The 25,472-nt window shown below is 28.3% G+C and carries 27 protein-coding genes and 1 riboswitch; of the genes, 20 read left to right on the top strand and 7 right to left on the bottom strand.

From position 1 onward, the window contains the following. Positions 1-34: 34 nt before the first annotated feature. The gene (locus T352_RS0104235; protein ID WP_035345271.1) at positions 35-1,723 is read right to left on the bottom strand and encodes a ribonuclease J; all 1,689 of its coding nucleotides are present in this window, start codon (positions 1,721-1,723) and stop codon (positions 35-37) included. A 102-nt stretch (positions 1,724-1,825) separates the two neighbouring features. Here T352_RS0104235 and T352_RS0104230 point away from each other — a divergent pair, with 102 nt between their 5' ends. Then, on the top strand, positions 1,826-2,602 hold the full coding sequence (locus tag T352_RS0104230) for an HAD-IIB family hydrolase (RefSeq protein ID WP_026391899.1): 777 nt from the start codon (positions 1,826-1,828) through the stop codon (positions 2,600-2,602). Here T352_RS0104230 and coaD read toward each other — a convergent pair. After that, entirely contained in the window at positions 2,586-3,071 is a 486-nt protein-coding gene (gene coaD, locus T352_RS0104225) for a pantetheine-phosphate adenylyltransferase (protein ID WP_026391898.1), read from the bottom strand. The two genes, T352_RS0104230 and coaD, sit on opposite strands and share 17 nt — an antisense overlap. A 52-nt stretch (positions 3,072-3,123) precedes the next feature. On the opposite strand from coaD, the gene T352_RS0104220 reads away from it, so the two are divergent. Next, on the top strand, positions 3,124-3,504 hold the full coding sequence (locus T352_RS0104220) for a hypothetical protein (RefSeq protein ID WP_026391897.1): 381 nt from the start codon (positions 3,124-3,126) through the stop codon (positions 3,502-3,504). Here T352_RS0104220 and T352_RS0104215 read toward each other — a convergent pair. The 4 genes from T352_RS0104215 to T352_RS0104200 are packed head-to-tail and all read right to left on the bottom strand — an operon-like array spanning position 3,501 to position 6,291. Beyond that, entirely contained in the window at positions 3,501-3,872 is a 372-nt protein-coding gene (locus T352_RS0104215) for a Fur family transcriptional regulator (RefSeq protein ID WP_026391896.1), read from the bottom strand. The genes T352_RS0104220 and T352_RS0104215 overlap by 4 nt on opposite strands. Further along, on the bottom strand, positions 3,865-4,686 hold the full coding sequence (locus T352_RS0104210) for a metal ABC transporter permease (protein WP_026391895.1): 822 nt from the start codon (positions 4,684-4,686) through the stop codon (positions 3,865-3,867). The genes T352_RS0104215 and T352_RS0104210 overlap by 8 nt, the downstream gene beginning before the upstream one ends. Then, the gene (locus tag T352_RS0104205; protein ID WP_162151197.1) at positions 4,679-5,341 is read right to left on the bottom strand and encodes a metal ABC transporter ATP-binding protein; all 663 of its coding nucleotides are present in this window, start codon (positions 5,339-5,341) and stop codon (positions 4,679-4,681) included. Before T352_RS0104205 ends, T352_RS0104210 begins: the two co-directional genes overlap by 8 nt. Then, positions 5,338-6,291 carry a metal ABC transporter solute-binding protein, Zn/Mn family gene (locus tag T352_RS0104200; protein ID WP_162151196.1) on the bottom strand — a complete coding sequence of 318 codons (954 nt, stop codon included), beginning with the start codon at positions 6,289-6,291 and terminating at the stop codon, positions 5,338-5,340. Before T352_RS0104200 ends, T352_RS0104205 begins: the two co-directional genes overlap by 4 nt. 128 nt (positions 6,292-6,419) lie before the next feature. Here T352_RS0104200 and T352_RS0104195 point away from each other — a divergent pair, with 128 nt between their 5' ends. From T352_RS0104195 to T352_RS0104110, 18 genes are all read left to right on the top strand, one after another. Further along, the gene (locus T352_RS0104195) at positions 6,420-6,638 is read left to right on the top strand and encodes a hypothetical protein (RefSeq protein WP_026391892.1); all 219 of its coding nucleotides are present in this window, start codon (positions 6,420-6,422) and stop codon (positions 6,636-6,638) included. Between the two features lie 128 nt (positions 6,639-6,766). Next, positions 6,767-7,207 (top strand): ribosome assembly cofactor RimP, encoded by a 441-nt coding sequence (locus tag T352_RS06920; protein ID WP_051615828.1) that lies wholly within the window; start codon positions 6,767-6,769, stop codon positions 7,205-7,207. A gap of 11 nt (positions 7,208-7,218) precedes the next feature. Further along, the gene (gene nusA, locus T352_RS0104185; protein ID WP_026391891.1) at positions 7,219-8,286 is read left to right on the top strand and encodes a transcription termination factor NusA; all 1,068 of its coding nucleotides are present in this window, start codon (positions 7,219-7,221) and stop codon (positions 8,284-8,286) included. 1 nt (position 8,287) lies between these two features. After that, positions 8,288-8,551 carry an RNase P modulator RnpM gene (gene rnpM / locus T352_RS0104180; protein WP_026391890.1) on the top strand — a complete coding sequence of 88 codons (264 nt, stop codon included), beginning with the start codon at positions 8,288-8,290 and terminating at the stop codon, positions 8,549-8,551. Further along, positions 8,544-8,840, top strand: a complete 297-nt coding sequence (locus T352_RS07130; RefSeq protein WP_026391889.1) for a L7Ae/L30e/S12e/Gadd45 family ribosomal protein — start codon at positions 8,544-8,546, stop codon at positions 8,838-8,840. Before rnpM ends, T352_RS07130 begins: the two co-directional genes overlap by 8 nt. Continuing rightward, positions 8,841-10,667, top strand: a complete 1,827-nt coding sequence (infB, locus tag T352_RS06500; protein WP_051615827.1) for a translation initiation factor IF-2 — start codon at positions 8,841-8,843, stop codon at positions 10,665-10,667. A gap of 1 nt (position 10,668) precedes the next feature. Beyond that, positions 10,669-11,010, top strand: coding sequence for a 30S ribosome-binding factor RbfA (gene rbfA / locus T352_RS0104165; RefSeq protein ID WP_026391888.1), 342 nt, complete (start codon positions 10,669-10,671; stop codon positions 11,008-11,010). A 49-nt stretch (positions 11,011-11,059) separates the two neighbouring features. Continuing rightward, entirely contained in the window at positions 11,060-13,369 is a 2,310-nt protein-coding gene (priA, locus tag T352_RS06495; protein WP_035345266.1) for a replication restart helicase PriA, read from the top strand. An 8-nt stretch (positions 13,370-13,377) separates the two neighbouring features. After that, positions 13,378-14,298: a methionyl-tRNA formyltransferase gene (fmt, locus tag T352_RS06490; protein WP_162151195.1), complete on the top strand. Its 921-nt coding sequence runs from the start codon at positions 13,378-13,380 to the stop codon at positions 14,296-14,298. Next, the gene (locus T352_RS06485) at positions 14,295-14,870 is read left to right on the top strand and encodes a phosphatidylglycerophosphatase A family protein (RefSeq protein ID WP_051615825.1); all 576 of its coding nucleotides are present in this window, start codon (positions 14,295-14,297) and stop codon (positions 14,868-14,870) included. Before fmt ends, T352_RS06485 begins: the two co-directional genes overlap by 4 nt. Before the next feature lie 11 nt (positions 14,871-14,881). Continuing rightward, positions 14,882-16,192, top strand: a complete 1,311-nt coding sequence (locus T352_RS0104145) for a hypothetical protein (protein ID WP_026391887.1) — start codon at positions 14,882-14,884, stop codon at positions 16,190-16,192. A gap of 46 nt (positions 16,193-16,238) precedes the next feature. Further along, positions 16,239-16,332: riboswitch (SAM riboswitch) on the top strand. 52 nt (positions 16,333-16,384) lie between these two features. Continuing rightward, the gene (metK, locus tag T352_RS0104140; RefSeq protein ID WP_162151194.1) at positions 16,385-17,536 is read left to right on the top strand and encodes a methionine adenosyltransferase; all 1,152 of its coding nucleotides are present in this window, start codon (positions 16,385-16,387) and stop codon (positions 17,534-17,536) included. Next, positions 17,533-18,021 (top strand): LemA family protein, encoded by a 489-nt coding sequence (locus T352_RS0104135; protein WP_026391885.1) that lies wholly within the window; start codon positions 17,533-17,535, stop codon positions 18,019-18,021. Before metK ends, T352_RS0104135 begins: the two co-directional genes overlap by 4 nt. 118 nt (positions 18,022-18,139) lie before the next feature. Continuing rightward, complete coding sequence (gene secA / locus T352_RS0104130; protein WP_026391884.1) at positions 18,140-20,599, top strand: preprotein translocase subunit SecA; 2,460 nt, start codon at positions 18,140-18,142, stop codon at positions 20,597-20,599. 12 nt (positions 20,600-20,611) lie between these two features. Next, positions 20,612-21,703: a peptide chain release factor 2 gene (gene prfB, locus T352_RS0104125; protein ID WP_035345259.1), complete on the top strand. Its 1,092-nt coding sequence runs from the start codon at positions 20,612-20,614 to the stop codon at positions 21,701-21,703. A gap of 1 nt (position 21,704) precedes the next feature. Continuing rightward, on the top strand, positions 21,705-22,580 hold the full coding sequence (locus tag T352_RS0104120; protein ID WP_162151193.1) for a YitT family protein: 876 nt from the start codon (positions 21,705-21,707) through the stop codon (positions 22,578-22,580). Further along, on the top strand, positions 22,577-23,323 hold the full coding sequence (locus T352_RS0104115) for a regulatory protein RecX (RefSeq protein ID WP_026391881.1): 747 nt from the start codon (positions 22,577-22,579) through the stop codon (positions 23,321-23,323). Before T352_RS0104120 ends, T352_RS0104115 begins: the two co-directional genes overlap by 4 nt. A 71-nt stretch (positions 23,324-23,394) precedes the next feature. Then, positions 23,395-24,003: a DsbA family oxidoreductase gene (locus T352_RS0104110; RefSeq protein ID WP_026391880.1), complete on the top strand. Its 609-nt coding sequence runs from the start codon at positions 23,395-23,397 to the stop codon at positions 24,001-24,003. 42 nt (positions 24,004-24,045) lie between these two features. Here T352_RS0104110 and gdhA read toward each other — a convergent pair whose 3' ends face one another. Beyond that, a complete protein-coding gene (gene gdhA / locus T352_RS0104105; protein ID WP_026391879.1) occupies positions 24,046-25,380 on the bottom strand; it encodes an NADP-specific glutamate dehydrogenase in 1,335 nt (444 codons plus the stop codon). Between the last annotated feature and the right edge of the window lie 92 nt (positions 25,381-25,472).

The raw sequence follows: 25,472 nt of genomic DNA, 5'->3' as shown, positions 1-25,472 counted from the left end.
AATAATGACCCTTAATTGGATCATTATTTTTTTATTAATTAGATTTCAAATCAGAAACAATTGGAATAATTACTGGATTTCTAAGTGTTAGCTCATGAATCTTAGCTTGTAGTGTATCAATAATTCTTTGTTTCATATTTAATTCATTAAACATTTTTTTATTTAACTCTTCTTTTGCTACTTTATGAGCAAGAAGAGCAAATTCTTTGGTTATTTCTTCATTTCCTCGCATATAGATGAAACCTCTTGAAACAATTGATGGTTCTGAGATAAGTTTTTTATTTGCAGAATCAATTGTTATAATAACTGCAAACAAACCTTCCTCAGAAAGAGTTTTACGTTCTTTAATAACAGCACTACCAATATCGCCAATTCCTGTTCCGTCGATATAAATATCTCCTGCAGGAACACTACCAGCAAGTCTAATAGTATCTTTTGTTAATGCAGCAACTTCACCATTATCCATAATTAAAATATTTTCAGGTTTTACTCCACAGTCTACGGCAAGATTTTTATGGTATTTAAGCATTCTATGCTCACCATGCATTGGAATAAAGAATTTTGGTCTTGTTAATGATAACATTAATTTTAAGTCATTTTGTGATCCGTGTCCTGATGTATGTGTATCAGCAAGTGGACCGTGAGTAATAACTTCAACATCTAATCTGAATAATTTATTAACAGTCTTGTTAACGCCTTCTTGATTACCTGGAATTGGTGATGAAGAAAAGATTACGGTATCACCCTTGTGTGCTTTAATCTGACGATGTGATCCATTAGCAATTCTACTTAGTGCAGCAAATGGTTCACCTTGTGATCCTGTAACAATAATAGTTAATTCACTATCTTTAACCTTTGTGATTTCTTGTTCGGTTAGTAAAAATCCTTTTGGAATAATAATATAACCAGACTGTCTACCAACTTCAATTGCACGTTCCATACTTCTACCAAAGACAGCAATTTTACGATTATTTTTAATTGATGCTTCGATGATTTGTTGAACGCGGTACATATTAGATGAGAAAGTAGCAATAATAATTCTACCTTCAATTTTCGAGAATAACTCATTAATTGATTTTCCAATCTTCGTATCAGATTCAATTAAACCTTCACGCTCAGCATTAGTAGAATCAGATAAGAGACATAAAACTCCCTCTGCTCCAATTTTAGCAAGTTTGTCATACTCAGCTGGTGGACCAACTGGTGTAAAGTCAATTTTAAAGTCTCCAGTATGGAAAACATTGCCATGAATAGTTTTAAAAACAATACCAAACATATCAGGAATAGAATGGTTTAGTCTAATAAAAGACATTTCTAAATCTTTAAAGTTATATTTGTAATGTGCTTTAAATACTTCAATTTGTGGTGATTTCACATCTTTGTGTTCACCTAGTTTATGCTCAATCATATCAACTGCAATTCCTGCAGCATATATTTTAGGTATTTTTACCTTTCTTAGTAAATATGGAATACCACCAATATGATCTTCATGGGCATGGGTAATAAAAAGGCCAACGATTCTTTCCTCGTTTTCGATCAAATATTGATAATCAGGTATTACATAGTCAATACCTAAAAGCCTGTCATCAGGGAAAAGTATACCGGAGTCCACAATGTATATTTGATCACTAATTTCATAAATATACATGTTTTTCCCAACTTCGCCCAGACCTCCTAATGAAAAAATTCCGATTTCATCGGTTTTTAGTAATGTGTTTTTCACTTAAATCCCTCCGTGCTATAATTCTTTATTATATTGTATAATAAATAGAGATAAAAAGATAGTAAAAACCTTTTTATGATATAATTATTTTTGAGGTGGAGTATGAAGACAATAATTTTTTTTGATTTAGACAATACAATTCATAGTACTAAAAACCAAATAATTCCAGGTCAAACAGTTAAATTATTATTGGAACTAGCGAATCTTCCAAATACGTATTTAGGTATAGCAACCGGAAGAAATGAAGCTAAAGTTTCAATGTTAGGTTCTTTACTAGACCTTTTTACTTATAAAATTTTTATTAATGGAGCAATCGCTTATAAAAATAATGAACTAGTATATAATAATGCAATTAATAAAGAAGAAATTAAAAATGTTATTTCACTTGCAGAAAAAAAAGATATAAGTGTTGGTTTTGTCTGCAAGATTGATGAGTATATAACAACTTACAATGATCAAGTGCACATTAATATAAATAGTTTTAACATTAAAAAACCAGAAGTAAAACCTGATATTTATTTGAGTGAAGATGTTTATCAGTTATGGCTTTTTACAAGTGATAAAGATTATATGGATAGTATAAAAAATCAAATAAATTTAGATCTTCATCCATGGCATAAAGAGGGTTATGACTTAGTAGATAGAAAATCTAATAAGGCACTTGCGATTAAAGAACTATTAAAGGGTGAAGAAGATTATAGACTTATTGCTGTTGGTGATGGTCATAACGATATCCAGATGGTTGAAATGGCAGATATTGGAATTGCTATGAGCAATAGTGGCTTTTTAGAATTAAAAGAAAAAGCCGATTATATCGCACCACACATCGACGATAATCAGCTTTATGATTTTTTTAAAAGTATTAAGATTTTGCCTTAAGTCTATCTTCAACTAGTTTAATATTTTCTTTTGGAATATATCTACTAATATCAACACCATGATAGACTAATTCTTTAATAGAACTAGAAGATACGAAATGCATATTATTAGTTGGAAATAATAAAACCGTCTCAACATCAGGATCAATATTTGTATTGTAGTTTGCAAGGGAATATTCATATTCATAATCCTGAATATTTCTAAGACCTCTAAACATCATGCCAATACCATGTTCTTTAGCATATCTAACAACTAGGCTCTCTGTTGAATCGATTTTAACATTAGGAATATCTTTAACAACTTTCCTAACCATATCTAATCTTTCTTCTTTAGTAAAGCGATGTTGTTTTAAATTATTGTTTGCAACTAAGACTGTAAGTTCATCCACAAGTTTAGCAGCTCTTTTAATAACATCTAAGTGGCCAAGTGTAAGTGGATCAAATGTACCTGCATATAAGCCTTTTCTCATAGTAAATCACCTCATAGTGATAGTATAACATAAATAAAACCGGAGGACAGCAATGGAAATTCAAAAACGTGCAATTAAGCTTCAAATATTTGTTTTTATCTTATTTTTAGTATTACCATTAAATAGTATTTTAAAGGAGTTAGTTGATAATAAATATATTAATTTAGCCTTTTATGGTATCTTTATTGGTTTATTTTTATTTGTTTTATTTAGATATAGTAGGGATAAATCAAATGAAGTTATAATTTTAAATAAAAAATACCTTACAATAAATAAGGTAAATTTATATTTTTATATGGCAGCTTTTTTAGCTTTTTCTTTTTCAGGTGATAACGGACTTAATTTTAAATCAATTATCTTTATTAGTCTTTTAATCATATCTGCAATATCAGGTATTATTATAAATATTTTATCCATTAAAGGAAAATTTTAATTACTACATAAATCACATAGACCATAAACAGTCATTTCATGATTTAAAATTTGATAGTTCTTTGTTTCTTTTAACTCAGTTATTATATCTTTCATATTACATTTAATTTTATCCATCTTAAGACAATTTGTACAAATAAAGTAATGTGAGTGGTTATGATCTTGATTTAGAATATAATAACTTTTATTATTGAAATGAAATTTTAGTACTAAGTCATTTTCAAAAAAATAATCAATAGCACGATAAATAGTAGATAAATTAATATTTTCATTTTCTACTTTTTCATAGATCATTTCGCAACTTAAAGGTTTGTTGGTATTGTTTAAAATATCATAAACTTTTTTTCTATGAGATGTTAATCTAAGCACGGAAACTTCCTCCTTTAATAAACTTTTTTAAAAACATTGAAACAAATAAAATTATTGTATACACTAAGATAATGCTAGAACCAGCAGGAATATCAACAGTGTGAGCAAAAATTATTCCAATCAATACCGCTATAATGGACGCTATAACACCTAGTAATAATGTATGGAAAAACCCTTTTTTAAATTGCATTCCAATTATTACAGGAAAAATTACAAATGATGAGATTAATAATGTTCCGATTGCTTTTACCCCAATTGTAATTAAAAGTGCAGTTAAAATGGAAAGTAAATAAGATATTAAATTTGTTTTAACCTTTAAAAACTTTGCATATTTATAATCGAATGTAATTAATAAAAGTTTCTTGTAATAAAAACTTACAAATGAAATAATTAATATTAATATTATAAAAGATAAAATAAGTTCTAAATTTGAAACCGTCCATAAGTTACCCACTAACATCGTTTGAATTGAACGATTAAATCCATCAGATTTATGAACAATAATTAATCCGATAGCAAGTGAAATGGTAGATAATAATCCAAGAGCAGCATCACCATTAATATTTTTATTATTAGCTAAATATTTAATTAAAACTGAAACAATAACGACAAATGGGATGCTGATAAATAAGGGTTCATTGATTAGAATTATTCCTAGAGCAAACCCAGTAAAACCTACATGAGCTAGTCCATCAGCAATTAAAGCTTGTTCATTTAAAACTAAGAAAGGGCTTAGTAAAGCACTTGAAACAGCAATTATTGAGGCGATTAAAATTGCATTAATAACAAAACTATAACTAAAAAACTCAAACATGACTTACCCCTCCGTGCTCTAATTCTTTGAAGTTTATTGAATCACCATAATACTTTATTTCTTTATCGATATATAATACTTTAGTATTTTTTAAATTTAATTCACTTAAATCATGAGTAACATTAATAATAGTAATTTGTTTCTTTTCACAGAGGGACTTTAAAAATATATTAAATCCTTCTCTAAAATCAGGGTCAAGCGCACTTGTAGGCTCATCAAGAATTAATATACTAGGTTCATTAATTAGTGTTCTAATAATAAATACTCTTTGTTGTTGCCCACCGGATAAAACATGCATTTTTTCATTTAAGAGTTCACCAATTCCCATCATCTTTAACCACTTCATAATATTTTCATCAGATAGTAGTTTAGTATTTAACACCCCGGATTTAATTACTTCTTTTACAGTAATTGGGAAATTTTTCTTCAAGTTTAATTTTTGCGGTAAATAACCAATATTTGTTTCATTTATTTTAATTGTACCTTCAGTTGGTTTAATTAAGTTTGTTATTAGTTCAACTAATGTAGTTTTACCAGAACCATTAGGTCCAATGATATTTAAGTACTCACCCTTTTTTAGTGTAAATGATATATCATTTAAAATGGTTTGATTAGATACGCTATAAGATAAGTTTGATACTTCAATTAAATTCATTTTAGTGCCTCCTTTAAGTTATTAACATTTCTTGATAGTAAGTCATAAAATGTAATATTGTTTTTGTTATCTTCTTTTGAAATGTTATGATACCCATGTAGTTCTAAAAGAGTGACATCTTGATTTTTTTTCTTTACTTCATTTTTAATAGTTTGTGAAACTTTAGGATCACTTAACTCTTCTGTAAATAAGTAGTTGATATTATTTTCTTTAATTTCATTTATTAATTTAATAATTTGGACAGAGGTAATATCTGCATCTGGTTTTATAGAATCAACTAAAGCAGTAATTTCTATATTGTATAACTTACTAAAACTATCAAGTGCATTATGTCCGGAGAAATATATTTTTTTATTTTCTGTTTTATTTAAGAAATCTAAAAAACTATTATGCAGGGTAAGAATTTTTTCACTATAATTTTTCGCATTTAATAAGTAGTAATCCTTATTGATATAATCAATCTCAGCAATCAGATTACTAACAACTTCTAGTAGTTCAAGATAAACAGTAGTATCAGTCCAGTAATGAAGGTCACCATGATCATGATTGTGATCGTGCTTATGTTCATGTTCATGTTCGTCATGTTCATGTTCTTCTTCATGTTCTAAATCAAGATAGGTACTTAAATTTAATACAACAGTTTTATCACCACTAACTCTATAAGCATTATTGTTTAACCATGAATCAATCTCATAACTTGAAAAAATAAAAAGATCACTTTTTTTAATGCTTGATATTTGTCTACTTGTAGGTTCAAAATCATGAATCTCAGAACCAGGATTTGGAAGAAGTACTACATCAAATTTATCACCAACAATATTTTTCGCCATATCATATTGTGGAAAAAGTGTAGTTACTATTAGTGGTTTAGCTGTATTATTCTTGTTGCAACTAGTAAGTGTTAAAACTAAAAATAGTACTAACATCATTTTTATAATTTTTTTATACATAAAATCCTCCTTGAAAGCAAAATAATTATAACACAGAGTTTTATTTTTGCAAACCATTCGCAAAACTTTTTAATTGAATAAACTATAAATAAATGTTAAAATAAAGATAAATAAAGGGAGGTATTAGGATGAATAAGCATATAAGTGATAACAAACATGAATTTAATTTAAGAAGAGTAGAAGAACTTAGTAAAGAAATGACAGAAAAAGAAAATGAACTAAAAAGCACAAAAGGTTTTTTTAATGTGAGAAAGATTAAAAAAGAACTAAAAAAGATTAATGCTCAAATTGAAGTTCATGCACAAGAGATTTCTGAATTTGAAAGAAGAAAAGCTAAGGAACAATAGCTAAAAGAAACTAAGGAACTACTGGTTAGAGTCTTTAGTTTTTTTAATAATATATTATTAAGCATTATCAGATTGTTAAAAATAACAAAAAATGATATAATATATAATTGATATATAAAGAGGTGTTTATGAGAATAGAAGTAGTAAAACAAAAATTAGAAGATATTTTAACATCATACCCTTTAGAAATCTCAAGTATTAAAACTAAAAAAGAATTTGGTGAAAAGATACTAGAAATTTTATTAAAAGGGAAAGATATTACAACAGATTTATTAGAAGAAATTCATAGAAAATTATTTGATGTTTTATCAGATGGTGATATTGACGATGATTATTTCTTAGAATTATCATCGGTTGGTGCAGAATATTTATTAAATAGTCTAGAAGAAGTAAAAGAACATATAAATAGTTTTGTGTATGCTGAAACAAGCAAAGAAAAGATCCTAGGTACAATATTAAGTGTTGAAGATAAAACAATTACAATTGAGTACAATAATAAGGGTCAGTTTAGAAAAATAAAAATTGAATATGACGATGTCCTAAATATAGGAACAAGAGTCAAAATATAGGAGGAAACAAAATGGCAAAACAAGATATTTTAGGCGAAATCAAAGAAGTAGCTGAATCAATGAGTTTGTCCGAGAATCAAGTTTTAGAAGCACTAAAAGAAGGATTAATTGCAGGATGTAAAAGAACACATCAAGTAAACACATGCCGTGTTGACTTTGATGAAGTAAAAAACAAACTTAAAGTTTTTAGACAATACCTTGTAATTGATGAAATTGAAATTGGTGGCGAAAAAACATATAGTGTTTTATTACTAGATGAAGCATTAAAGTTAAGCAATAAAGCTAAGGTTGGTGAAATCTTAGAAATTGAAGTAAAACCAGAAGACTTTAGTCACTTTGGTATGCGTGATATGAAACAAAGATATAAAGATGTTTTATTATCACATACAAAATCAAATTTATATGAATTCTTTAAAGATAAAGAAGGACAAATGATTAAAGCAAGAATAATCGAAGAAACACCTTTAATGTATAAAGTTGACTTAGGAAAAGAAATGACAATTCTACCTAAAACAGAAGTTTTAGAAAAAGATCACCTACATCCTAATGCATTTGTTTATGTTTATGTTTCAAAGGTTGAGTCTAAATCAAAAGGACCAAAAATCTTTGTTACAAGAAAAGATAAAAATTTAGTAGAAAAATTAATGGAATTATTTATTCCTGAAATCAAAGACAAGACTGTTGAAATTGTTGGAATCAGCCGTGCTCCTGGCGAGAGATCAAAAGTTGGAGTTAGATCAAATGATCCATCTGTTGATCCAATCGGTTCATGTATTGGTGAAGGCGGAACAAGAATTAGAGAAATTGTTCAAGCATTATCAGGCGAAAAAATCGATTTATTTAGATGGAGCGATAACGAACGTGAATTAATTGAAAATGCACTTCAACCATCAGATGTTATTGCTGTAACAAAAATTAATCCAAAAGATAAAACAGCCTTAGCAATCGTACCAAACGATCAATTATCTCTTGCAATTGGTAAGGCAGGTCAAAACGTTAAACTTGCAGTACTAGCAACAGGTTGGAGTATTGATATTAAATCTGAAGCAATGGCAAATGAAGAAGGAATCTTGTATTAATATGAAGGTCAAAAAGATACCAATGCGCACTTGTGTTGTTACTAAGGAAGTTTTACCGAAAAAAGAATTGGTAAGAGTATGTGCGACTAAGGAAGGTTTGGTAAGTGTTGACTTAAAAGGTAAAGCACCAGGACGTGGAGCATACTTAAAGTTATCACGTGAAGTAATAAATTTAGCAAGAAAAAATAAGGCTTTAGACCGTAAATTAGAAGTTTCTGTTCCAGAAGAAATATACTTAGAACTTGAAAGTCTGATAAATGATTAATTTATTGGGGCTTGCAGCAAGAGCAAGAAAAATTACTAGTGGAACTGAAATAACAATAAACGGTGTTAGAAGCAAAAAAGTAAAGTTAGTGTTATTAGCTACTAATGCATCAGATAATACAAAAAAATTAGTATATGATAAGTGCAAAACTTATGATACTAAAGTAATTGAATTATATGATTCTATAGCACTATCAAATGCAATAGGAAAAAATAATATCATGGTAGTTGGTATTATTGATATTGGTTTTAGTAATAAAATGCTAAAGCTAGAGAAGGAAGTGAATTAGATGGCCAAAAATAATAAAAAAGTAAAAAATCAGTTTGTTAAAAGACAAAACCATCCAAGTAAAAAAGATAGCCCGGCCGGTGAAAAAGTAGTTATCTTTAAATCAGGAATGACTGTTCCTGAATTAGCACAAGGACTTGGAGTTTCAAATGCAGTAGTTATTAAAAACTTAATGCAATTAGGTATTATGGCAAGTGTTAATGTTGCATTAGACCGTGAAACAGTAGAATTAATTGCAATGGAATTAGGTTTTGAAGTTAAAGATGAAGTTATTACAGACGTAGTTAGATATGATGAGTTTGTAGTTGAAGATGATGCTAAAGATTTAGAACTAAGACCAGCTGTTGTTACCGTAATGGGACACGTTGATCATGGTAAAACTACATTATTAGATGTTATTAGAAAAACAAGAGTTACAGCAGGAGAACATGGTGGTATTACTCAACACATTGGGGCATACCAAGTTGATAGAAATGGTAAAAAGATTACTTTTATTGATACTCCAGGACACGCGGCATTTACTGAAATGCGTAAAAGAGGTGTTGGTGTAACAGATATCGTAATTTTAGTTGTAGCAGCAGATGATGGAGTAATGCCTCAAACACTTGAAGCCTTAGATCATGCTAAAGCAGCAAAAGCAACAATTATTGTTGCAGTTAATAAAATGGATAAACCAACCGCAAATCCAGATCATGTAATGACTGAATTATCAAATCATGGATTGCTTCCTGAAGAATGGGGTGGAGATATTCCATTTATCCAAATTTCAGCCCTTAAAAATAAAGGGATTGATAAGCTATTAGACGTTATTGATTTAGTAACCGAAATTGGTGAATATAAAGCAAACCCAAATCGTGAAGCAAGAGGTACAGTTATTGAGGCTAAACTTGATAAGGGTAGAGGACCTGTTGCAACATTAATCGTGCAAAGTGGAACACTAAGAGTTGGTGATAATATCGTAGTAGGTAAAACATACGGTAAGATTAGAACAATGCAAGATGATTTAGGAAAAAGACATACTGAAGTTTATCCTTCAGGAGCGATAGAAATTACAGGTTTAAATGATGTTCCTCAAGCCGGAGATATCTTCATGGTATTTGCAGATGAAAGAACAACAAGACAAATTGCAGAACAACGTGCAAGCATTGAACGTGAAGGCGAACAAAAACAAATTAAAGCATCACTTGATAAAATGTTTGATCAAATGTCGGATGAACATAGAGAACTTAATCTGTTAATCAAAGCAGACGTTCAAGGCTCAATTGAGGCATTAAGAAGTGTTCTAGGCTTAATTGATATTAAAGGTCTTGAAGTAAATATTGTTCGTGCAAGTGTTGGTGCAATTAGTGAAAATGATATTAGTCTAGCAAATGCATCAAATGCAATCGTTATTGGTTTTAACGTTAGACCAACAGCAAACGTTAGAAAAGTTGCTGAAGATGAAAATGTTGAAATCAGATTATACAATGTTATTTACCGTGTAGCTGAAGATATTGAAAAAGCTTTAAAAGGAATGTTAGAACCTGAATTTGAAGAAGTTGTTATTGGTAACGTTGAAGTTAGAGAAACATTCAAAGTTTCAAAAATTGGTACTATAGCTGGTTGTTTTGTAACAGACGGTATAGTGAAAAGAGATAGTTTGATTCGTGTTGTTAGAGATGGAATAGTAGTTTATGAAGGTAAGCTTGCATCACTTAAACGTTTTAAAGATGACGCTAAAGAAGTTAAGAGTGGTTATGAATGTGGACTTTCAATAGAAAACTATAATGATATTAAAGTTGGCGATAATATCGAAATCTCAGAAATGAAAGAAATTGAGGTAAAATAAAATGTCAATTACTACAGAAAGATTATCAAGTTTAATCCAAAGAGAATTAGCACCAATTGTTAATAAAGCGATTAATAATGAAAAAGTAGGATATATCAATTTAACTGAAGTAAAAGTAACTAAAGATTTATTGGTTGCTAAAATCTATTATACAATCTTAAGTGATGATGAGAAAATATTAGAATTAGCAGAAAATGAATTAAACAAAGCTAATGGTCAAATTAGAATGGAATTAGCTAAAAAAATTAAAAACATTAGAAAGATTCCTGAACTAAACTTCTTATATGATGAAGCTTTAGCATATGGTAATCATATCGATAAATTATTGAAAGAAATAAAGTAACTCTTGTTACTTTTTTCTTTTAAGTTTATAATAAAATTAAGGTGATATTTTGATAGCAAAAGTGTTAGTAGATTTAAGAACAAAAGAAGTCGATATGTTATTTGACTATATAATTCCAAAACATTTGGAAATCGAAAAGGGCATGAGAGTTTATGTCCCTTTTGGTCATTTAATGAGACTTGGCTTTGTTATCGATATTGTTACTGATAGTTCATATTTAAACTTAAAAGAAATAAGTGAAGTTTTAGATATAACACCATCTATTACAGAAGAATCATTTCTTTATTTAGACTATATTAATAAAACAAATAATAGTCTACTTATTGATAATATTAGAACAATTGTTCCAAATGAACTCTTCATTGACTATAAACAAATTTTAACAGTTAAAGATAAGTCACTTCTTGAAGAAAGTATAGCTTTGTTATTTGGTAATTCAAATGAATTAATTTATACTAAAAATTTAAGAGATAATAACTCTTTAATCAAAAAACTAATTAAAGAAAATATTATTGAAGTTAAAAGAGAATATAGTAAAAGAGCAAAGGATAAAATAATTAGTGCAATTTATTATAACAAAGATGCAAATTATCCTAAGGCTATTAATTATAAAGATTTAACCGATTATGTAAAAGAGAATGAAGGCTTAATTAAAAGTGATATTGTAAAAGCTGGTTTTAGCATTAGTGCTATCAATACTTTAATTAAACATGAAGTTTTATATATTAAAGAAATAAATGAAGTTAGAAATGCTAGTTATAAAAATAAAAATTTAGTGGATTCGCACAAATTAAATAAAGAACAACAATTAATTTACGATGAAGTTACAAATAACCTAGATAAAAATAATATATATTTATTAAGTGGAATAACAGGATCCGGTAAGACAGAAGTCTATATTAATATCTTAAAAGAAGTAATAAGACGTAATAAAACTGTATTATACTTAGTTCCCGAAATTAGTTTAGTTGCTCCAACAGCAAACTATTTAAAAAGTAGAGATATTTGTAATGTGACATACTACCATAGTAATATTACAAGAGGAGAAAGGTTTGATGCATGGAACCAAGTTTTAGACGGTAAGGCAAGTTTAATTGTTGGAACAAGAAGTTCTGTTTTCTTACCGATTGATAATATAGGTTTAATTATTGTAGATGAGGAACATGATTCTTCGTACTTGCAAAAGTCCGATGTTTATTATGATGCAATTGATATCTTAAAAATTAAGGCTAAATATCATAGTATTCCCATATTACTAGCAAGTGCAACACCTAGAGTTAGTTCAATGTATTATGCAAAGAATAACGAATATAAATTACTTGAACTTAAAAATAGAGCAACAAGTCAAAGCTTACCTAAAATAAGTTTTGTTGATATGAAACAAGAATTAAGGGAAGGAAATGTTTCAATTTTCTCTAAAGAACTTAATGAAAAAATTAAAAATAGATTAAACAAAAATGAACAAACAATTCTTTTATATAATAGAAAAGGTTATGCCAATTTTGTTTTATGTAGAAACTGTGGATATACACCTAAGTGTCCTAGTTGTGATGTTGCTTTAACATATTATAAAGATGAAAATCTTCTTAAATGTTCATACTGTGATCATAAACAAGAATTTAAGAAAGTTTGTGATACATGTAAGAGTACAAAGATTGACCAAATTGGTATGGGGATAGATCAAGTATATGATAGAGTGAAAAAAACATATCCTGAAGCAAGAGTTTTAAAGATGGATCAAAACTCAACTAAATATAAGGGAAGTCATGAACAAATATGGTCAGATTTTCTAGAACATAAATATGATATTTTAGTTGGTACTAAAATGATTTCAAAAGGACTAGATTTTCCTAAAGTAACACTAGTTGGTATTTTAATGGCAGACTTAGAACTTAAAAGCCCAACTTATCTGGCGAATGAGGAAACTTATAACCTATTAACCCAAATGGTTGGTAGAAGTGGTAGACATATGAGTGGTGAGGCAGTAATCCAGGGCTATAATCTTGATCATTATGCAATTAGTATGGTTAATAAGTCATATGATGAATTTTATGAAAGAGCAATCAAAGATCGACTAGCTTTAAAATATGAACCTTTCTACAAAGTTGTTCAAATTATTATTGCTAATGAATCTTACTTAAATAGTTATAAAGATGCAATTAGCATAAAAAAAGAATTAAGTGATTCCTTTGAAGTTATTCTTGGTCCAAGTGAACCATATATTAAATATGTAAGAGGGAACTACAGGTTTGTTCTTACAATTAAAGCAAAAAAAATAGATTATGAACTAATTCAAGAGACAATAAAAAAATATAACGAATCAAAAATAACATTTTTAAATGTTGTTGATGCAATATAGGAGGAAAAATGAAAAATATCATATTTATGGGTACACCAGATTTTGCAGCAACAGTTTTAGATAGACTAATTGCTGAAAAATTTAATATAGTAATGGTTGTTACACAGCCAGATAAAATACAAGGTAGAAAAAAAGAAATAGTATTTTCACCGGTTAAAAAGTTAGCATTAAAACATAATTTAAAAGTTTTACAACCAGTAAAAATTAAGGAAGATGTTAATACCTTAATTAACTTAAATGCAGATTTAATTGTAACAGCAGCATACGGTCAAATATTACCAAAAAGTCTACTAGATAATATTAAAGCAATTAATGTTCATGGCTCACTACTACCTAAATATCGTGGTGGTGCACCAATCCAGTATGCCTTATTTGATGGTTTAGATAAAACAGGAATTACTATTATGGATATGGCATTTAAGATGGATGCTGGTGATATTATTTTACAAGGTGAAGAAGTAATAAAAGCGGATGATAATTTTGAAACTCTTGCTGGAAGATTAGCTTTATTAGGTGCCGATTTATTAATTAAAGTATTAAATGGAAACTACCCAAGAGTTAAACAAGATGAAAGTCGAGTTAGCTTTGCCTATACAATTAAAAGAGAAGAAGAATTTCTAAATTTCTATGATGATGGTATTAAAGTTATTAATAAACTAAGAGGACTATTACCAGAACCAGCAGGAAGTATTAATATAAATGGTAATACCTATAAATTATATAAAATTAAAAAAAGTGATATAATTAAAGAGATGAGCCCAGGGGAGATATTCATTGACAAAAACACATTTTTAATTAAGAGCAAAACTGATATTATTGAAGTGTTAGAAATACAAGCTCCAGGTAAGAAAAAAATGAATGTCAAAGATTTCCTAAATGGTCAAAAATTAATTAGTAGTAAAGACTACGTAGAAAGAGGTAATTTATGAAAAAAGGTAGAACATTATTTACTAGAGAAGAAATGCTTCAAATGAATATTAAAGTTTTAGAACAACGTGGTGTAACTGTTAGATCTATTGCTGAGATTACACATAAGCAACAATCGCGTTATACTAAAGATATTTCAATGGATTTGTGTATTAAATCAGTTGAGAAAATATTGTCATTAAGAGACCCATTCCACTTTGTTCAATTAGCAGCAGACCTTGATAGATTAGTAGAAGCTAAGGCCTTTAGTAGCCCAATGCAAGAGATATTACATGATGATTTAGGACTGTTTGGAATTGATGAAACTCTCGGCCTAGATTTATCAGGACTATACGGAACAATCGGTCAAACAAACTTTGGTGATATTGATGTTAACAAAGTTGGTGTTATTAATAAATTAAATGAAGAAGGAAAAAAAGAAGGGGTTTGTCATACATTCTTAGATGATATAGTCGGAGCAATTGCTGCTGCAGCATCAACAAGAGTTGCTCAAGTTATTAATGAAGAATTAGCATTAGTAGATGATAGCTATCAAAAATTAAGTATTTTTGATTTTGAGGATGACATTAAATAAAAGGTGATTTTGTGCAAGAAGATGAGGTAAGAAAAGTAAAGTGGTATCAAAAAATTAGCAGTAGTATTTTTGCTAAGTTTTTTGGTTTTGAACAAGGAATAGATATTACTAATGATACTGAGGTTTTACACCGCAGAAATGTTGTTATAAAAAATATTGTCTTTGTTTCAAATATCTTCTATACAATTTTACTTTTTCTATTATCAGTAACAAGTGGTAAAACTACTGACTGGATTATTACAGTAGTTTCATTTCCAATTACTTTTGGGATAAATAAGCTTCTTAAAATTTTAATTAATCTAGATAAAAACGATGAAACAAAACAGCAAATAGCGATGTATGTAGCATCACTTTATATTTTCTTTTCAGCCGTATTAATTTATGTTAAGTTATACAATTTAAGTAGTTTTGAAACGGTTGCGTATGTACTGATTTATTATGCTATTGTTTTAATTTCACTTTATCAAGATAAAAGATTACTTGCAAATTCATATTTATTTTTGTTAATTATTTTAACATTTATCCACATTGTTTGGACTTATAAAATAGTAGATGTTGCACAAGGCTTTACAATGATGGGGTTTTTTAAATACTTTACAACAACTGATCAGTTTTGGGATTTAATATTAAGAACCGTTGTTTTCTCACTTTTTTTCTTAGTAGTTATTGTTATTGTTTCTATTGGACAATATATGCAAGAAGAAAGAAAAAAAGAATTAATTAAGAGAAGACAAGTTCAAGACGATTTTTCATTAATCGTTGGAAACTTATTTAATGCAGTTTTTAATAACTCATATATTTCTATTAATGTTGAACATTCCTATAACGTTCAAAAAATGGCATCAAAAATAGCGTCATTAGTAAGTATGGATAAAGATGAAATAAAAGAGTTAGGAGAGTTTGCGATAATATCACTAAAAAACGATGATATTAGAGGTTTTGCTTCACTTGCAAAGAGTGCATATGATGATAAAATTTATGATAAATTAAAAGAAAAAACAAAAATGGGTGTTTTAATTGTTGAACGAATCGAACTTGCTCAAGTCAGTGAAAAAATAATTAGAGCTATTACTTTTGGTAGTCTAAATGATAATATGATGAAGTTAATTATTGAAAATCATAAAAGTTTAAGATCACAAATTATACTACTTTCAGACCTTTATCTAATACTTAGAAAACCTGAAGATTATAAGAGGCCATATAACCATAAGATGGCGGTAGACCAACTTGAAGAAAAACTTGGAATGTACTTTAATTATGAACTAATTAATCGTTTTATAAAATTCAATCATGAAATAGAAGAACTTTACAATAGTCTATAATTGACAAGAATAAAAGTTGTGATATAATAATAAAGAAATTAATATTAACTTATTAAGAGCTATGGAGCTTCGTGAGCTTTGAAGTAGCGGCAACCTATTTAATTAGGTGCCTTCACAAGGGGGAAACCCAACAATAAGGAAAAGTAAGACACTATCCTTATGATAGTGTTTTTTTTAAAAAGGAGTATAAAAATGAATTATTTATTTAGTAGTGAATCAGTTACAAAAGGACATCCAGATAAAGTAGCTGATAGAATAAGCGATAGCATCTTAGACAGTGCTTTAGCACAAGATAAAAACTCAAGAGTAGCCTGTGAAACAGCAGTTAAAAATAACTTAGTATTAGTGTTTGGTGAAATAACAACAAATGCTAATCTTGATTATGAAGCAATCGTTAGAGAAACAATAAAAGAGATTGGCTATAATTCTGATGAATTAGGATTTAATGCATCAAACGTTTCAATTCAAGTTGAGTTATCAAAACAATCAAGTGAGATTGCTATGGGTGTTGATAAAGAAGACTTAGATCAAGGGGCTGGTGACCAAGGAATTATGTTTGGTTATGCATCTAATGAAACTGATAGTTTAATGCCACTTGCTATTGATTTAGCACATAAGTTATCACTTAGACTAACAGAAGTTAGAGAAAAAAACATTATAAGCGGTCTTAGACCGGATGGTAAGACTCAAGTTACAATCGAATATGATAGTAACAATAATCCAGTTAGAATTGATACAATAGTTATCTCAACACAGCATGATCCATCACACACCCAAGAAACATTAAGAGAAGCATTAACTAAACATGTAATTAATGAAGTAATAAAAAATGGCTTATTAGATAAAAACACCAAGATTTTAATTAATCCAACAGGAAGCTTTATCTTAGGTGGACCTGCTGCTGATAGTGGTCTTACAGGTAGAAAAATAATTGTTGATTCATATGGTGGATACGCAAGACATGGTGGTGGTGCATTTAGTGGTAAAGATGCAAGTAAAGTTGATAGAAGTGCTGCCTATATGCTTAGATATTTAGCAAAACATATAGTTGCTGCAAATCTTGCAAACAAAGTTGAATTACAAGTTGCATATGCAATTGGTAAGGCTGAACCTGTTAGTTTATTTATTGAAACTTTTAATACTGAAAAAGTAGAAAAAGAATTAATCTACAAAGTAATTAAAGACAATTTTGATTTAAGACCCAAAGCAATCATTAAAAAGTTAGAGTTACAAAAACCAGTATTTAAGAATACATCATCTTATGGTCATTTCGGGGTTAATGCATTAGACCAAAAATGGGAAAAACTTGATGATCTTGAAGTTTTTAAGGAACTTGTTAAATGATTTACTTATATGTTTTAATTGGAATAGTAATCTTTTCACTAATTTTACTATTATGGTCTTTTATTATCTATAAAATTATTAAAGTTAATAAAGAACAAATATTTAATAGTGAAGTTGAATTAGAATCCTTACTTAATCAAACAAATAGATATTTAAATGAAATTAATTTTTTATTAAATGAAGAAGTAGTAAAGACTTCTGTAAGTTTAAAATCTCATCCAAGTATTAATGATATGCGTGAATTCAGTTTAATGTTGAGCAACGATTATAATAATTTTAAATATTTTTTAGAGGAAAATAGCAGTATAAAAATAAGTGACGAAGTTATAAATTACCGAAAAAAAGCTTTGTTTTATTTGGAAAATATTGAAGCAGCAATAAATATTTACAATAATTATGCAGCAAGTTTTAATAGCCATATTAGAAGTTTTCCTTACAATATAATAGCAAAAATTACAAAAGTAGATTTAGTTGAATATTTTTAATTAAATATTTTACTAACTACTTTTTTTATTTTCATGTGTAAAATATGGTAATATTAGTTTTGTCTTGAAAAAATAACTCTATTATAGTATTATTATAGAGATAAAAGGAAGTGATTTCATGTTTAAAAAGTGGTTTGATCCAACGAGAAAAGTATTAAAAGAAGCAAATATAATTGCTAAAAATGTTTTTGCACTAGACGAAGAAATGCAAAAACTAACTGATTTAGAATTAAAAGAAAAAACAAATGAGTTTAAAGAAAGATATCAAAATGGGGAAAGTTTAGATAGTCTACAAGTTGAAGCTTATGCTGTTGTTAGAGAAGCATCAACCAGAGTTACAGGAATGAAACCATATTTTGTACAAATATTAGGGGCTGTTGCAATTCATGGTGGTAATATTGCTGAAATGAAGACTGGTGAAGGTAAAACTTTAACTGCTGTTATGCCAGCATACTTAAATGCTTTAACAAATGAAGGTGTTCATATTGTTACAGTTAACGAATACCTTGCAAGAAGAGAAGTTGAGGGAGAAATTGGTGATTTATTCAGATTTCTTGGGTTAACAGTGGGCTTAAATATTCGTGAGTTAACACAAAAACAAAAACAAGAAGCATATGATTGCGATATTATGTATTCAACTAATAGTGAATTAGGTTTTGACTATTTAAGAGATCATATGGCATTATATGCTAATGATATTGTTGCTAAACGCGGATTAAAGTTTGCAATTATTGACGAAGTTGACTCAATCTTAGTTGATGAGGCGAGAACTCCTCTTATTATTTCTGGTGGAGCAAAGAATAATGGTGGACTATATGAACGTGTTGATAGATATGTAAAAAGTCTTTTAGAAGATGATTATGAAATAGATGTTGAATCACAAACAATTGAGTTAACTCCTAGTGGTATTAATAAAGCGGAGTCTTTTTTCAATGTTGAAAACATTTATGATTTAAATAATGTGTCAATTGTTCATGGTATTAATAATGCCTTAAGAGCTAATTATATTTTACAAAGAGATAAAGAGTATGTAGTTGATAATAACGAAGTATTAATCGTTGACCAATTTACAGGTCGTATTTTACATGGTAGACAGTTTAGTGAAGGATTACACCAAGCAATTGAAGCTAAAGAAGGTGTAGAAATTAAAAAAGAAACTATTACTGTTGCAACTATTACTTACCAAAACTTCTTTAGAATGTACTCAAAACTATCAGGTATGACTGGTACTGCTAAAACTGAAGAAGAAGAGTTTAATGAAATTTATAACATGGACGTTATTGTTATTCCAACAAATGAACCTGTTATTAGAATAGATGCACCAGATTTTATTTATGCTACAGCAGAAGCAAAATATAATGCATTATTAGATGATGTTGAAGCAAGACATAAACTAGGACAACCAGTATTAGTTGGTACTATTGCTGTTGAAACAAGTGAATTCTTATCGGTAGAACTTAGAAAAAGAAGAATTCCACATGAAGTTTTAAATGCTAAGAATCATTTAAGAGAAGCTGAAATTGTTGAAAAAGCTGGTCGTATGGGCTCTGTTACAATCGCAACCAACATGGCTGGTCGTGGGACTGACATTAAGTTAGGTGAAGGTGTAGTCGCACTAGGTGGACTTGCAGTTTTAGGTAGCGAAAGACATGAATCAAGAAGAATTGATAATCAGTTAAGAGGTCGTGCTGGACGTCAAGGTGATCCAGGGTTCTCAAGATTTTATTTATCAGCTGAAGATGAATTAATGGTTAGATTTGGTGGCGAGACTTTTAAGAAGAGAATTCAGTTATTACAAAACTTAAATGAAGATAAGAACTCACCAGTTGAATCAAAAATGTTTTCAAGGTTTGTTGCTGGAGCACAAAAAAGAATTGAAGGAAATAACTTTGAATCACGTAAAAATGTTTTGAAATATGATGATGTGTTAAGAATGCACCGTGAAATTATTTATAAAGAACGTATGGACGTTTTAACAGAATCAAATATTGAAGAACAAGCCTTAAATATGTTATTTAGAAGCATTGAAGATGATGCAAGTATGTATATTGATCAATCAGGCAGAAAAACAGAAATTGACTATGAAGGATTATATAAACATTTTAATGGTCCAATTTATAGAACAAATACAATTGATTTAGAAACATTAAAAGAAAAAGATGAAGAAGGCGTAATTGAATATTTAAAAGAATTAGCTAATTTTGAAATTAATAATAAAAAGACACAAATACCAGAAGAAGTATTTGTTGAGTTTTTAAAAGTTATAATGTTAAGAATTATTGATACATACTGGATGAATCACATTGATACAATGAGCGAATTAAGACAAGGAGTTGTCTTACAAGCATATGGTCAACAAAATCCTTTAGTTATTTATCAAAAAGAAGGATATAGATTATTTGAAGAATTAATTAGTAATATTTCAAGAGATGTCACAAAATATGTTTTAAAAGCAAATATTGAATATAATGTAAAAAGAGAAGCAGTAGTTAAAAATACTGCAACAAATGAAGGCTCAGACAAGCCTAAAAAAGCCAAAAAACAAAAAATAAGGGGTAGAAGAGCTCCTTGGCAATAAGGAGTTTTTTATATGGAAAAATTTGAAGTAAATAGGTTAATTGAAAAATTAACAAAACAAGTTAGTGATTTAAATAATAAAATTGCACCATCTGAATTAAAGGTGAGACTTGATGAATTAAATAATATTATGCAAAGTCCAACTTTTTGGAATGACTCAGATAGTGCAACTAAAGTTACTAAGGAAGCTAATTTACTAAGTGAAAAAATTGAAAAAATTGAAAAGTTAGAAAAAGATTTAGACAGTGTTAAAGACTGGCTAGAGATTAGTGAAGAAAGAACTGAAGAATGGGAAATTTTAGAAGAAGACTTATCAAACTTGGAAAAAGTAATTGATGATTTTTCAATTGAAATTTTATTAAGTGATGAATATGATACTAATAATGCAATTTTAGAAATTCATGCTGGTGCTGGTGGAACTGAAGCTATGGACTGGGCTTTAATGATTTTTAGAATGTATCAAAGATATGCTAACAATATGAAATATAAGATGGAAATCCTTGATTATCAGCAAGGTGAAGAAGCTGGAATTAAGTCTGTTACTATGCTTGTAAAAGGTGATTATGCATATGGTTATTTAAAAGCAGAACGAGGGGTTCATCGCTTAGTAAGAATATCTCCGTTTGATTCTAACGCAAGAAGACATACATCTTTTGCTTCAGTTGAAGTTATGCCAGAAATTGATAATAGTGTCTCAGTAGAAATAAAAGATGAAGATTTAAGAGTTGACGTTTATCGTTCAAGTGGTGCTGGTGGTCAGTCAGTTAATACAACCGATTCAGCCGTTAGAATTACGCATATTCCAACTAATATTATTGTTAGTTGCCAAAATGAACGTAGTCAAATAAAAAATAGAGAAACAGCAATGAATCTTTTAAAAGCTAAATTAATTCAAGAAGAAATTAGAAAAAAAGAAGAAAAATTAGCTAACATTAAAGGTGAGTTAAAAGATATTGCTTGGGGATCACAAATTAGAAGTTATGTGTTCCACCCATATCAAATGGTTAAAGACCATAGAACAAACTATGAAACAAGCCAAATTAATGATGTTATGGATGGAGACTTACAAGACTTTATTAGTGCATATTTAAAAGCGAGGGGTTAAGATGTTTAAAAATGAAAAAGTTATTGAATACTTACAAATAACTCTTGGTGTTTTTTTAGTTGCCGTTGGATTTTATTTTTTCAATCAACCAGCTAATTTAATAACAGGTGGTGTAACAGGACTATCTTTAATTATTAAAAGTATATTTGAACTTGCTCCAATTGGTGTTAGTATTTTTATTTTTGCAGCTAATTTAGTACTATTAGTAATTGGAGGGTTAGTCTTAGGAAAAGAATTGTTCTATAAGACAATTTATGGATCATTAATGTTACCATTTTTCACCTTCTTAATATCTCTTACTAAAGTAAGTCCAGCTATTTTATATGATCAAATTGCTGGTGATAATAAAATTATTATTGTCGCAACCCTTGGTGCAGTATTAACTGGATTAGGCCTTGGATTAGTCTTTAAAAACAATGCAACAACAGGTGGTAGTGATGTCGTAGTTAGAATATTACATCATAAATTAAGATTACCTAATTCAGTCTCAATTTATATTGCTGATGGTTTAATTGTTCTACTTGGCTTAGTATATACTAAAAATATTGAATTAACATTTTTTGCAATACTAGGAATTGTTATTTCTGGTTATATTGTTGATAAGGTTTTATTAACAGGAAGAAGTGGCTATACAGTATTTATTGTGACAAATGACTATCATTTACTAAAAGATTTAATATATAAAAAAATCAACCGTGGTGTAACAAAAGTACATGTTACAGGTGGATTTAGTGAAACTGAAAAAGACATGATAATATGTACAATCTCTAAAAATCAGTTATACCATCTAAAAGCAATCATTCATGAAAATGATCCAAATGCATTTACTTTTATTACAAAGACTAGTGAATCGGTTGGAATTGGTTTTAGCAAATGATTAGGATAATCAAAAAACTAAAGTATTATTATGAAGTTGAATTTAATTATGTTTCATATAATATTGAAAAAGAGATTATTTATAAATATAAAATAACTGACAAATTGGAAATTAGTACTAATAAATGGACTGAAATAATAAAAGAAAATGAGTACTATTATTTTGATAGAATTGCTAAAAATAAATTAAAGAAACAAATAACAACACATGAACTGAAAACCTATTTAAAGGATAATAATGCAAGTGATTTGTTAATTAATGAACTTGTTTTAAAATATACAAAATATAATTTTTTAAATGATAAAATGTATATTAAAAATTATCTAGAATTTAGAACAAAAAACGATGGTAAAAAAGTCGTCTTAAGAAAGTTAATAAATAAGGGATTAGACAAAGATTTAATTAATGAATTTTTAGAAAATATTAAAGAAGATGAGGCAATTGAAAAATTTGTTAAGTCTAATATAATTAAAAATAAAAAACTTAATAAAAAGCAGCTAAAGCAAAAAATAACTACATCATTAATTAATAAAGGATATAGTAATGACCTCATTTTTAGTATTGTCGAAAAAGAGTTTAGAGATGTTATAATTGATGAACGTGATTTATTAATTAAGGAATATGAAAAACTTTTAAAGAAATACCAAAATAAAAAAGAAGGTTATGAGTTAAAGCAGTTTATTAAAAATAAGTTATATCAAAAAGGCTTTAATAATAACATAATTAATGAAATAATCTCTTAATTAGTGTTTTACTTGAATTAACCTATTAATTAATGTTAATATACATGTGATAAAAAAGAAGGAGCGTTATTATGAGAATAGAATTTTGGGTTGACTATTTATGTCCAATAACATATTTGACGCATAAAAATTTAATAGAAGCAATCGATGAATTAAAACTAGAAAAATATGATCTATTATATCGTAGTTATAAACTTGATGAGCCACTATATAATCAATTAAAACAAATACCAGAGTTAATAAAAATTGTTAATGAAAATATACCGACTTATGTAGATCAAGGCTTTTATGATACAGACTATGTTCATCAACTAGCGCATCTTGCAAAATGGAATAATTTAGCTAAAGAATTTAATGTTTTAGTTTTCCATGAGGCATATGTTAATAATAATAAGATTAACGATGTTAAGTTTTTAGAAGAAGTAGCTAAAAAAATCAATTTAGATTTAACAGAGACAAGAAAGGTTCTTGATTCATGTTGCTACAACAAGCAAATTAGTTCAAATAAAGAAAATGCTAAATATAAAGGTATTATTCAAGTTCCTCATTTAAGAATTAATATCAAACATAATTATAATGGATATTATAGCAAACAAGAACTTAAAAATATAATTAGTCATATCTTAGAAGAAAGTAAGAATCCAAAAACTGAATGTAGTGGAGAATTTTGTAACTATTAAAAAAATTAAACCAGACAATTAATTTTGTCTGGTTTATTTATTTTATACGCCTAATTGTTTCATTGCACTGTATAATCTTTTAAAAGATGCAATATTTGCAGCCTTTGTTAAATTATAAATATTATTATTTTTAAGTGCAGTATTATAAATGTTATTAAAGATATTTTCCATGATGCCTTTTAATTTTTGATCAACTAAATTTTTGTCCCACTGAAGATGACTAGCATTTTGATTCATTTCAAGAAGTGAAACACTAACACCACCTGCATTAGCAGCTTTACTTGGAATAAAAATTAATTTATTTTCTTCAAATAGTTTAGAAACTTCAACTTCAGAAGGTTTATTAGCACCTTCTATTAAAGCAATAACTCCATTTTCAATCATAAATTTAGCATCTGTTAGCGAAACTTCATTTTCTTTAGCACATGGAATTGCAATATTAGCTTTTATTTTCCAAAGGTCTCTAGGATTACTATAGTATTTTGCATCTGGATATGTTTCTAAATGGTGCTTGAAACTTAATTTATTAGTTTGAATTTTACTAATTAATTCAACATCAATTCCTGATTGGTCCTCAATTACTCCAGTAATAGAAGACATTCCAACAATTATAGCTCCTAATTCTTTTGCTTTAAAAGCAGCATGTATTCCAACATTACCACTTCCTGAGATTAGTACTTTTTGTCCATTTAGTGATTTATCTAAATATTTATTTAAAGCAAATTCAGCAATATAACAAACTCCATATCCGGTTGCCTCTGGTCTAATTAAACTACCACCATAATCAAAGCCTTTACCAGTAAATGTTCCATTTGATACATTTGCTAATTTTTTATAATGACCATAGAGATAACCAACTTCTTTTGCTCCAACACCCAAATCACCTGCAGGAACATCAGTGTTTGCTCCAATATGTCTGTATAATTCATTCATAAAACTTTGACAAAATCTCATAATTTCTAGATCTGATTTATTTGCAGGATCAAAATCACTTCCACCCTTAGCACCACCTAAAAGTAGAGTAGTTAGACTATTTTTAAGTGTCTGTTCAAAACCTAAAAACTTTAAGATAGATAAATTTACAGATTTATCAAATCTAATTCCACCTTTATATGGTCCAAGTAAATTACTAAACTGAACTCTGTATCCAGTATTTACTATTACTTTATTTTGATCATTAACCCATGGAACTTTAAAAGTAATAATTCGATCTGGTTCAATTAATCTTTCAATTATTCCTAAATCACCTAAATCAGGAAAGTCATTATAAATCTCACTGATGGAGGTTAAAAATTCATAAACACTTGATAAATATTCTTTTTCGGTTGGATATTTATTGTTTAAATTTTCGTAGATAAGGCTTAATTCATTATTCATATAAATCCCTCTATTTCTATTTCATATTAAACATATATTACCACAATTATAATAAAAACATGTGAATATATGATATAATAAAAAATACGGAT

It is taken from the genome of Haploplasma modicum ATCC 29102 (assembly GCF_000687835.1).
Classification (GTDB): domain Bacteria; phylum Bacillota_I; class Bacilli_A; order Acholeplasmatales; family Acholeplasmataceae; genus Haploplasma; species Haploplasma modicum.
This window is presented reverse-complemented; position numbering and strand designations above follow the sequence as displayed.

Bases quoted from the DNA above. Each gene is read 5' to 3' on its own strand.
- T352_RS0104230 (WP_026391899.1), top strand. From the start codon at position 1,826: ATGAAGACAATAATTTTTTTTGATTTAGACAATACAATTCATAGTACT.
- coaD (WP_026391898.1), bottom strand. From the start codon at position 3,071: ATGAGAAAAGGCTTATATGCAGGTACATTTGATCCACTTACACTTGGC.
- T352_RS0104220 (WP_026391897.1), top strand. From the start codon at position 3,124: ATGGAAATTCAAAAACGTGCAATTAAGCTTCAAATATTTGTTTTTATC.
- T352_RS0104210 (WP_026391895.1), bottom strand. From the start codon at position 4,686: ATGTTTGAGTTTTTTAGTTATAGTTTTGTTATTAATGCAATTTTAATC.
- T352_RS0104205 (WP_162151197.1), bottom strand. From the start codon at position 5,341: ATGAATTTAATTGAAGTATCAAACTTATCTTATAGCGTATCTAATCAA.
- T352_RS0104200 (WP_162151196.1), bottom strand. From the start codon at position 6,291: ATGTATAAAAAAATTATAAAAATGATGTTAGTACTATTTTTAGTTTTA.
- T352_RS0104195 (WP_026391892.1), top strand. From the start codon at position 6,420: ATGAATAAGCATATAAGTGATAACAAACATGAATTTAATTTAAGAAGA.
- T352_RS06920 (WP_051615828.1), top strand. From the start codon at position 6,767: ATGAGAATAGAAGTAGTAAAACAAAAATTAGAAGATATTTTAACATCA.
- nusA (WP_026391891.1), top strand. From the start codon at position 7,219: ATGGCAAAACAAGATATTTTAGGCGAAATCAAAGAAGTAGCTGAATCA.
- rnpM (WP_026391890.1), top strand. From the start codon at position 8,288: ATGAAGGTCAAAAAGATACCAATGCGCACTTGTGTTGTTACTAAGGAA.
- T352_RS07130 (WP_026391889.1), top strand. From the start codon at position 8,544: ATGATTAATTTATTGGGGCTTGCAGCAAGAGCAAGAAAAATTACTAGT.
- infB (WP_051615827.1), top strand. From the start codon at position 8,841: ATGGCCAAAAATAATAAAAAAGTAAAAAATCAGTTTGTTAAAAGACAA.
- rbfA (WP_026391888.1), top strand. From the start codon at position 10,669: ATGTCAATTACTACAGAAAGATTATCAAGTTTAATCCAAAGAGAATTA.
- fmt (WP_162151195.1), top strand. From the start codon at position 13,378: ATGAAAAATATCATATTTATGGGTACACCAGATTTTGCAGCAACAGTT.
- T352_RS06485 (WP_051615825.1), top strand. From the start codon at position 14,295: ATGAAAAAAGGTAGAACATTATTTACTAGAGAAGAAATGCTTCAAATG.
- metK (WP_162151194.1), top strand. From the start codon at position 16,385: ATGAATTATTTATTTAGTAGTGAATCAGTTACAAAAGGACATCCAGAT.
- T352_RS0104135 (WP_026391885.1), top strand. From the start codon at position 17,533: ATGATTTACTTATATGTTTTAATTGGAATAGTAATCTTTTCACTAATT.
- secA (WP_026391884.1), top strand. From the start codon at position 18,140: ATGTTTAAAAAGTGGTTTGATCCAACGAGAAAAGTATTAAAAGAAGCA.
- prfB (WP_035345259.1), top strand. From the start codon at position 20,612: ATGGAAAAATTTGAAGTAAATAGGTTAATTGAAAAATTAACAAAACAA.
- T352_RS0104120 (WP_162151193.1), top strand. From the start codon at position 21,705: ATGTTTAAAAATGAAAAAGTTATTGAATACTTACAAATAACTCTTGGT.
- T352_RS0104115 (WP_026391881.1), top strand. From the start codon at position 22,577: ATGATTAGGATAATCAAAAAACTAAAGTATTATTATGAAGTTGAATTT.
- T352_RS0104110 (WP_026391880.1), top strand. From the start codon at position 23,395: ATGAGAATAGAATTTTGGGTTGACTATTTATGTCCAATAACATATTTG.
- gdhA (WP_026391879.1), bottom strand. From the start codon at position 25,380: ATGAATAATGAATTAAGCCTTATCTACGAAAATTTAAACAATAAATAT.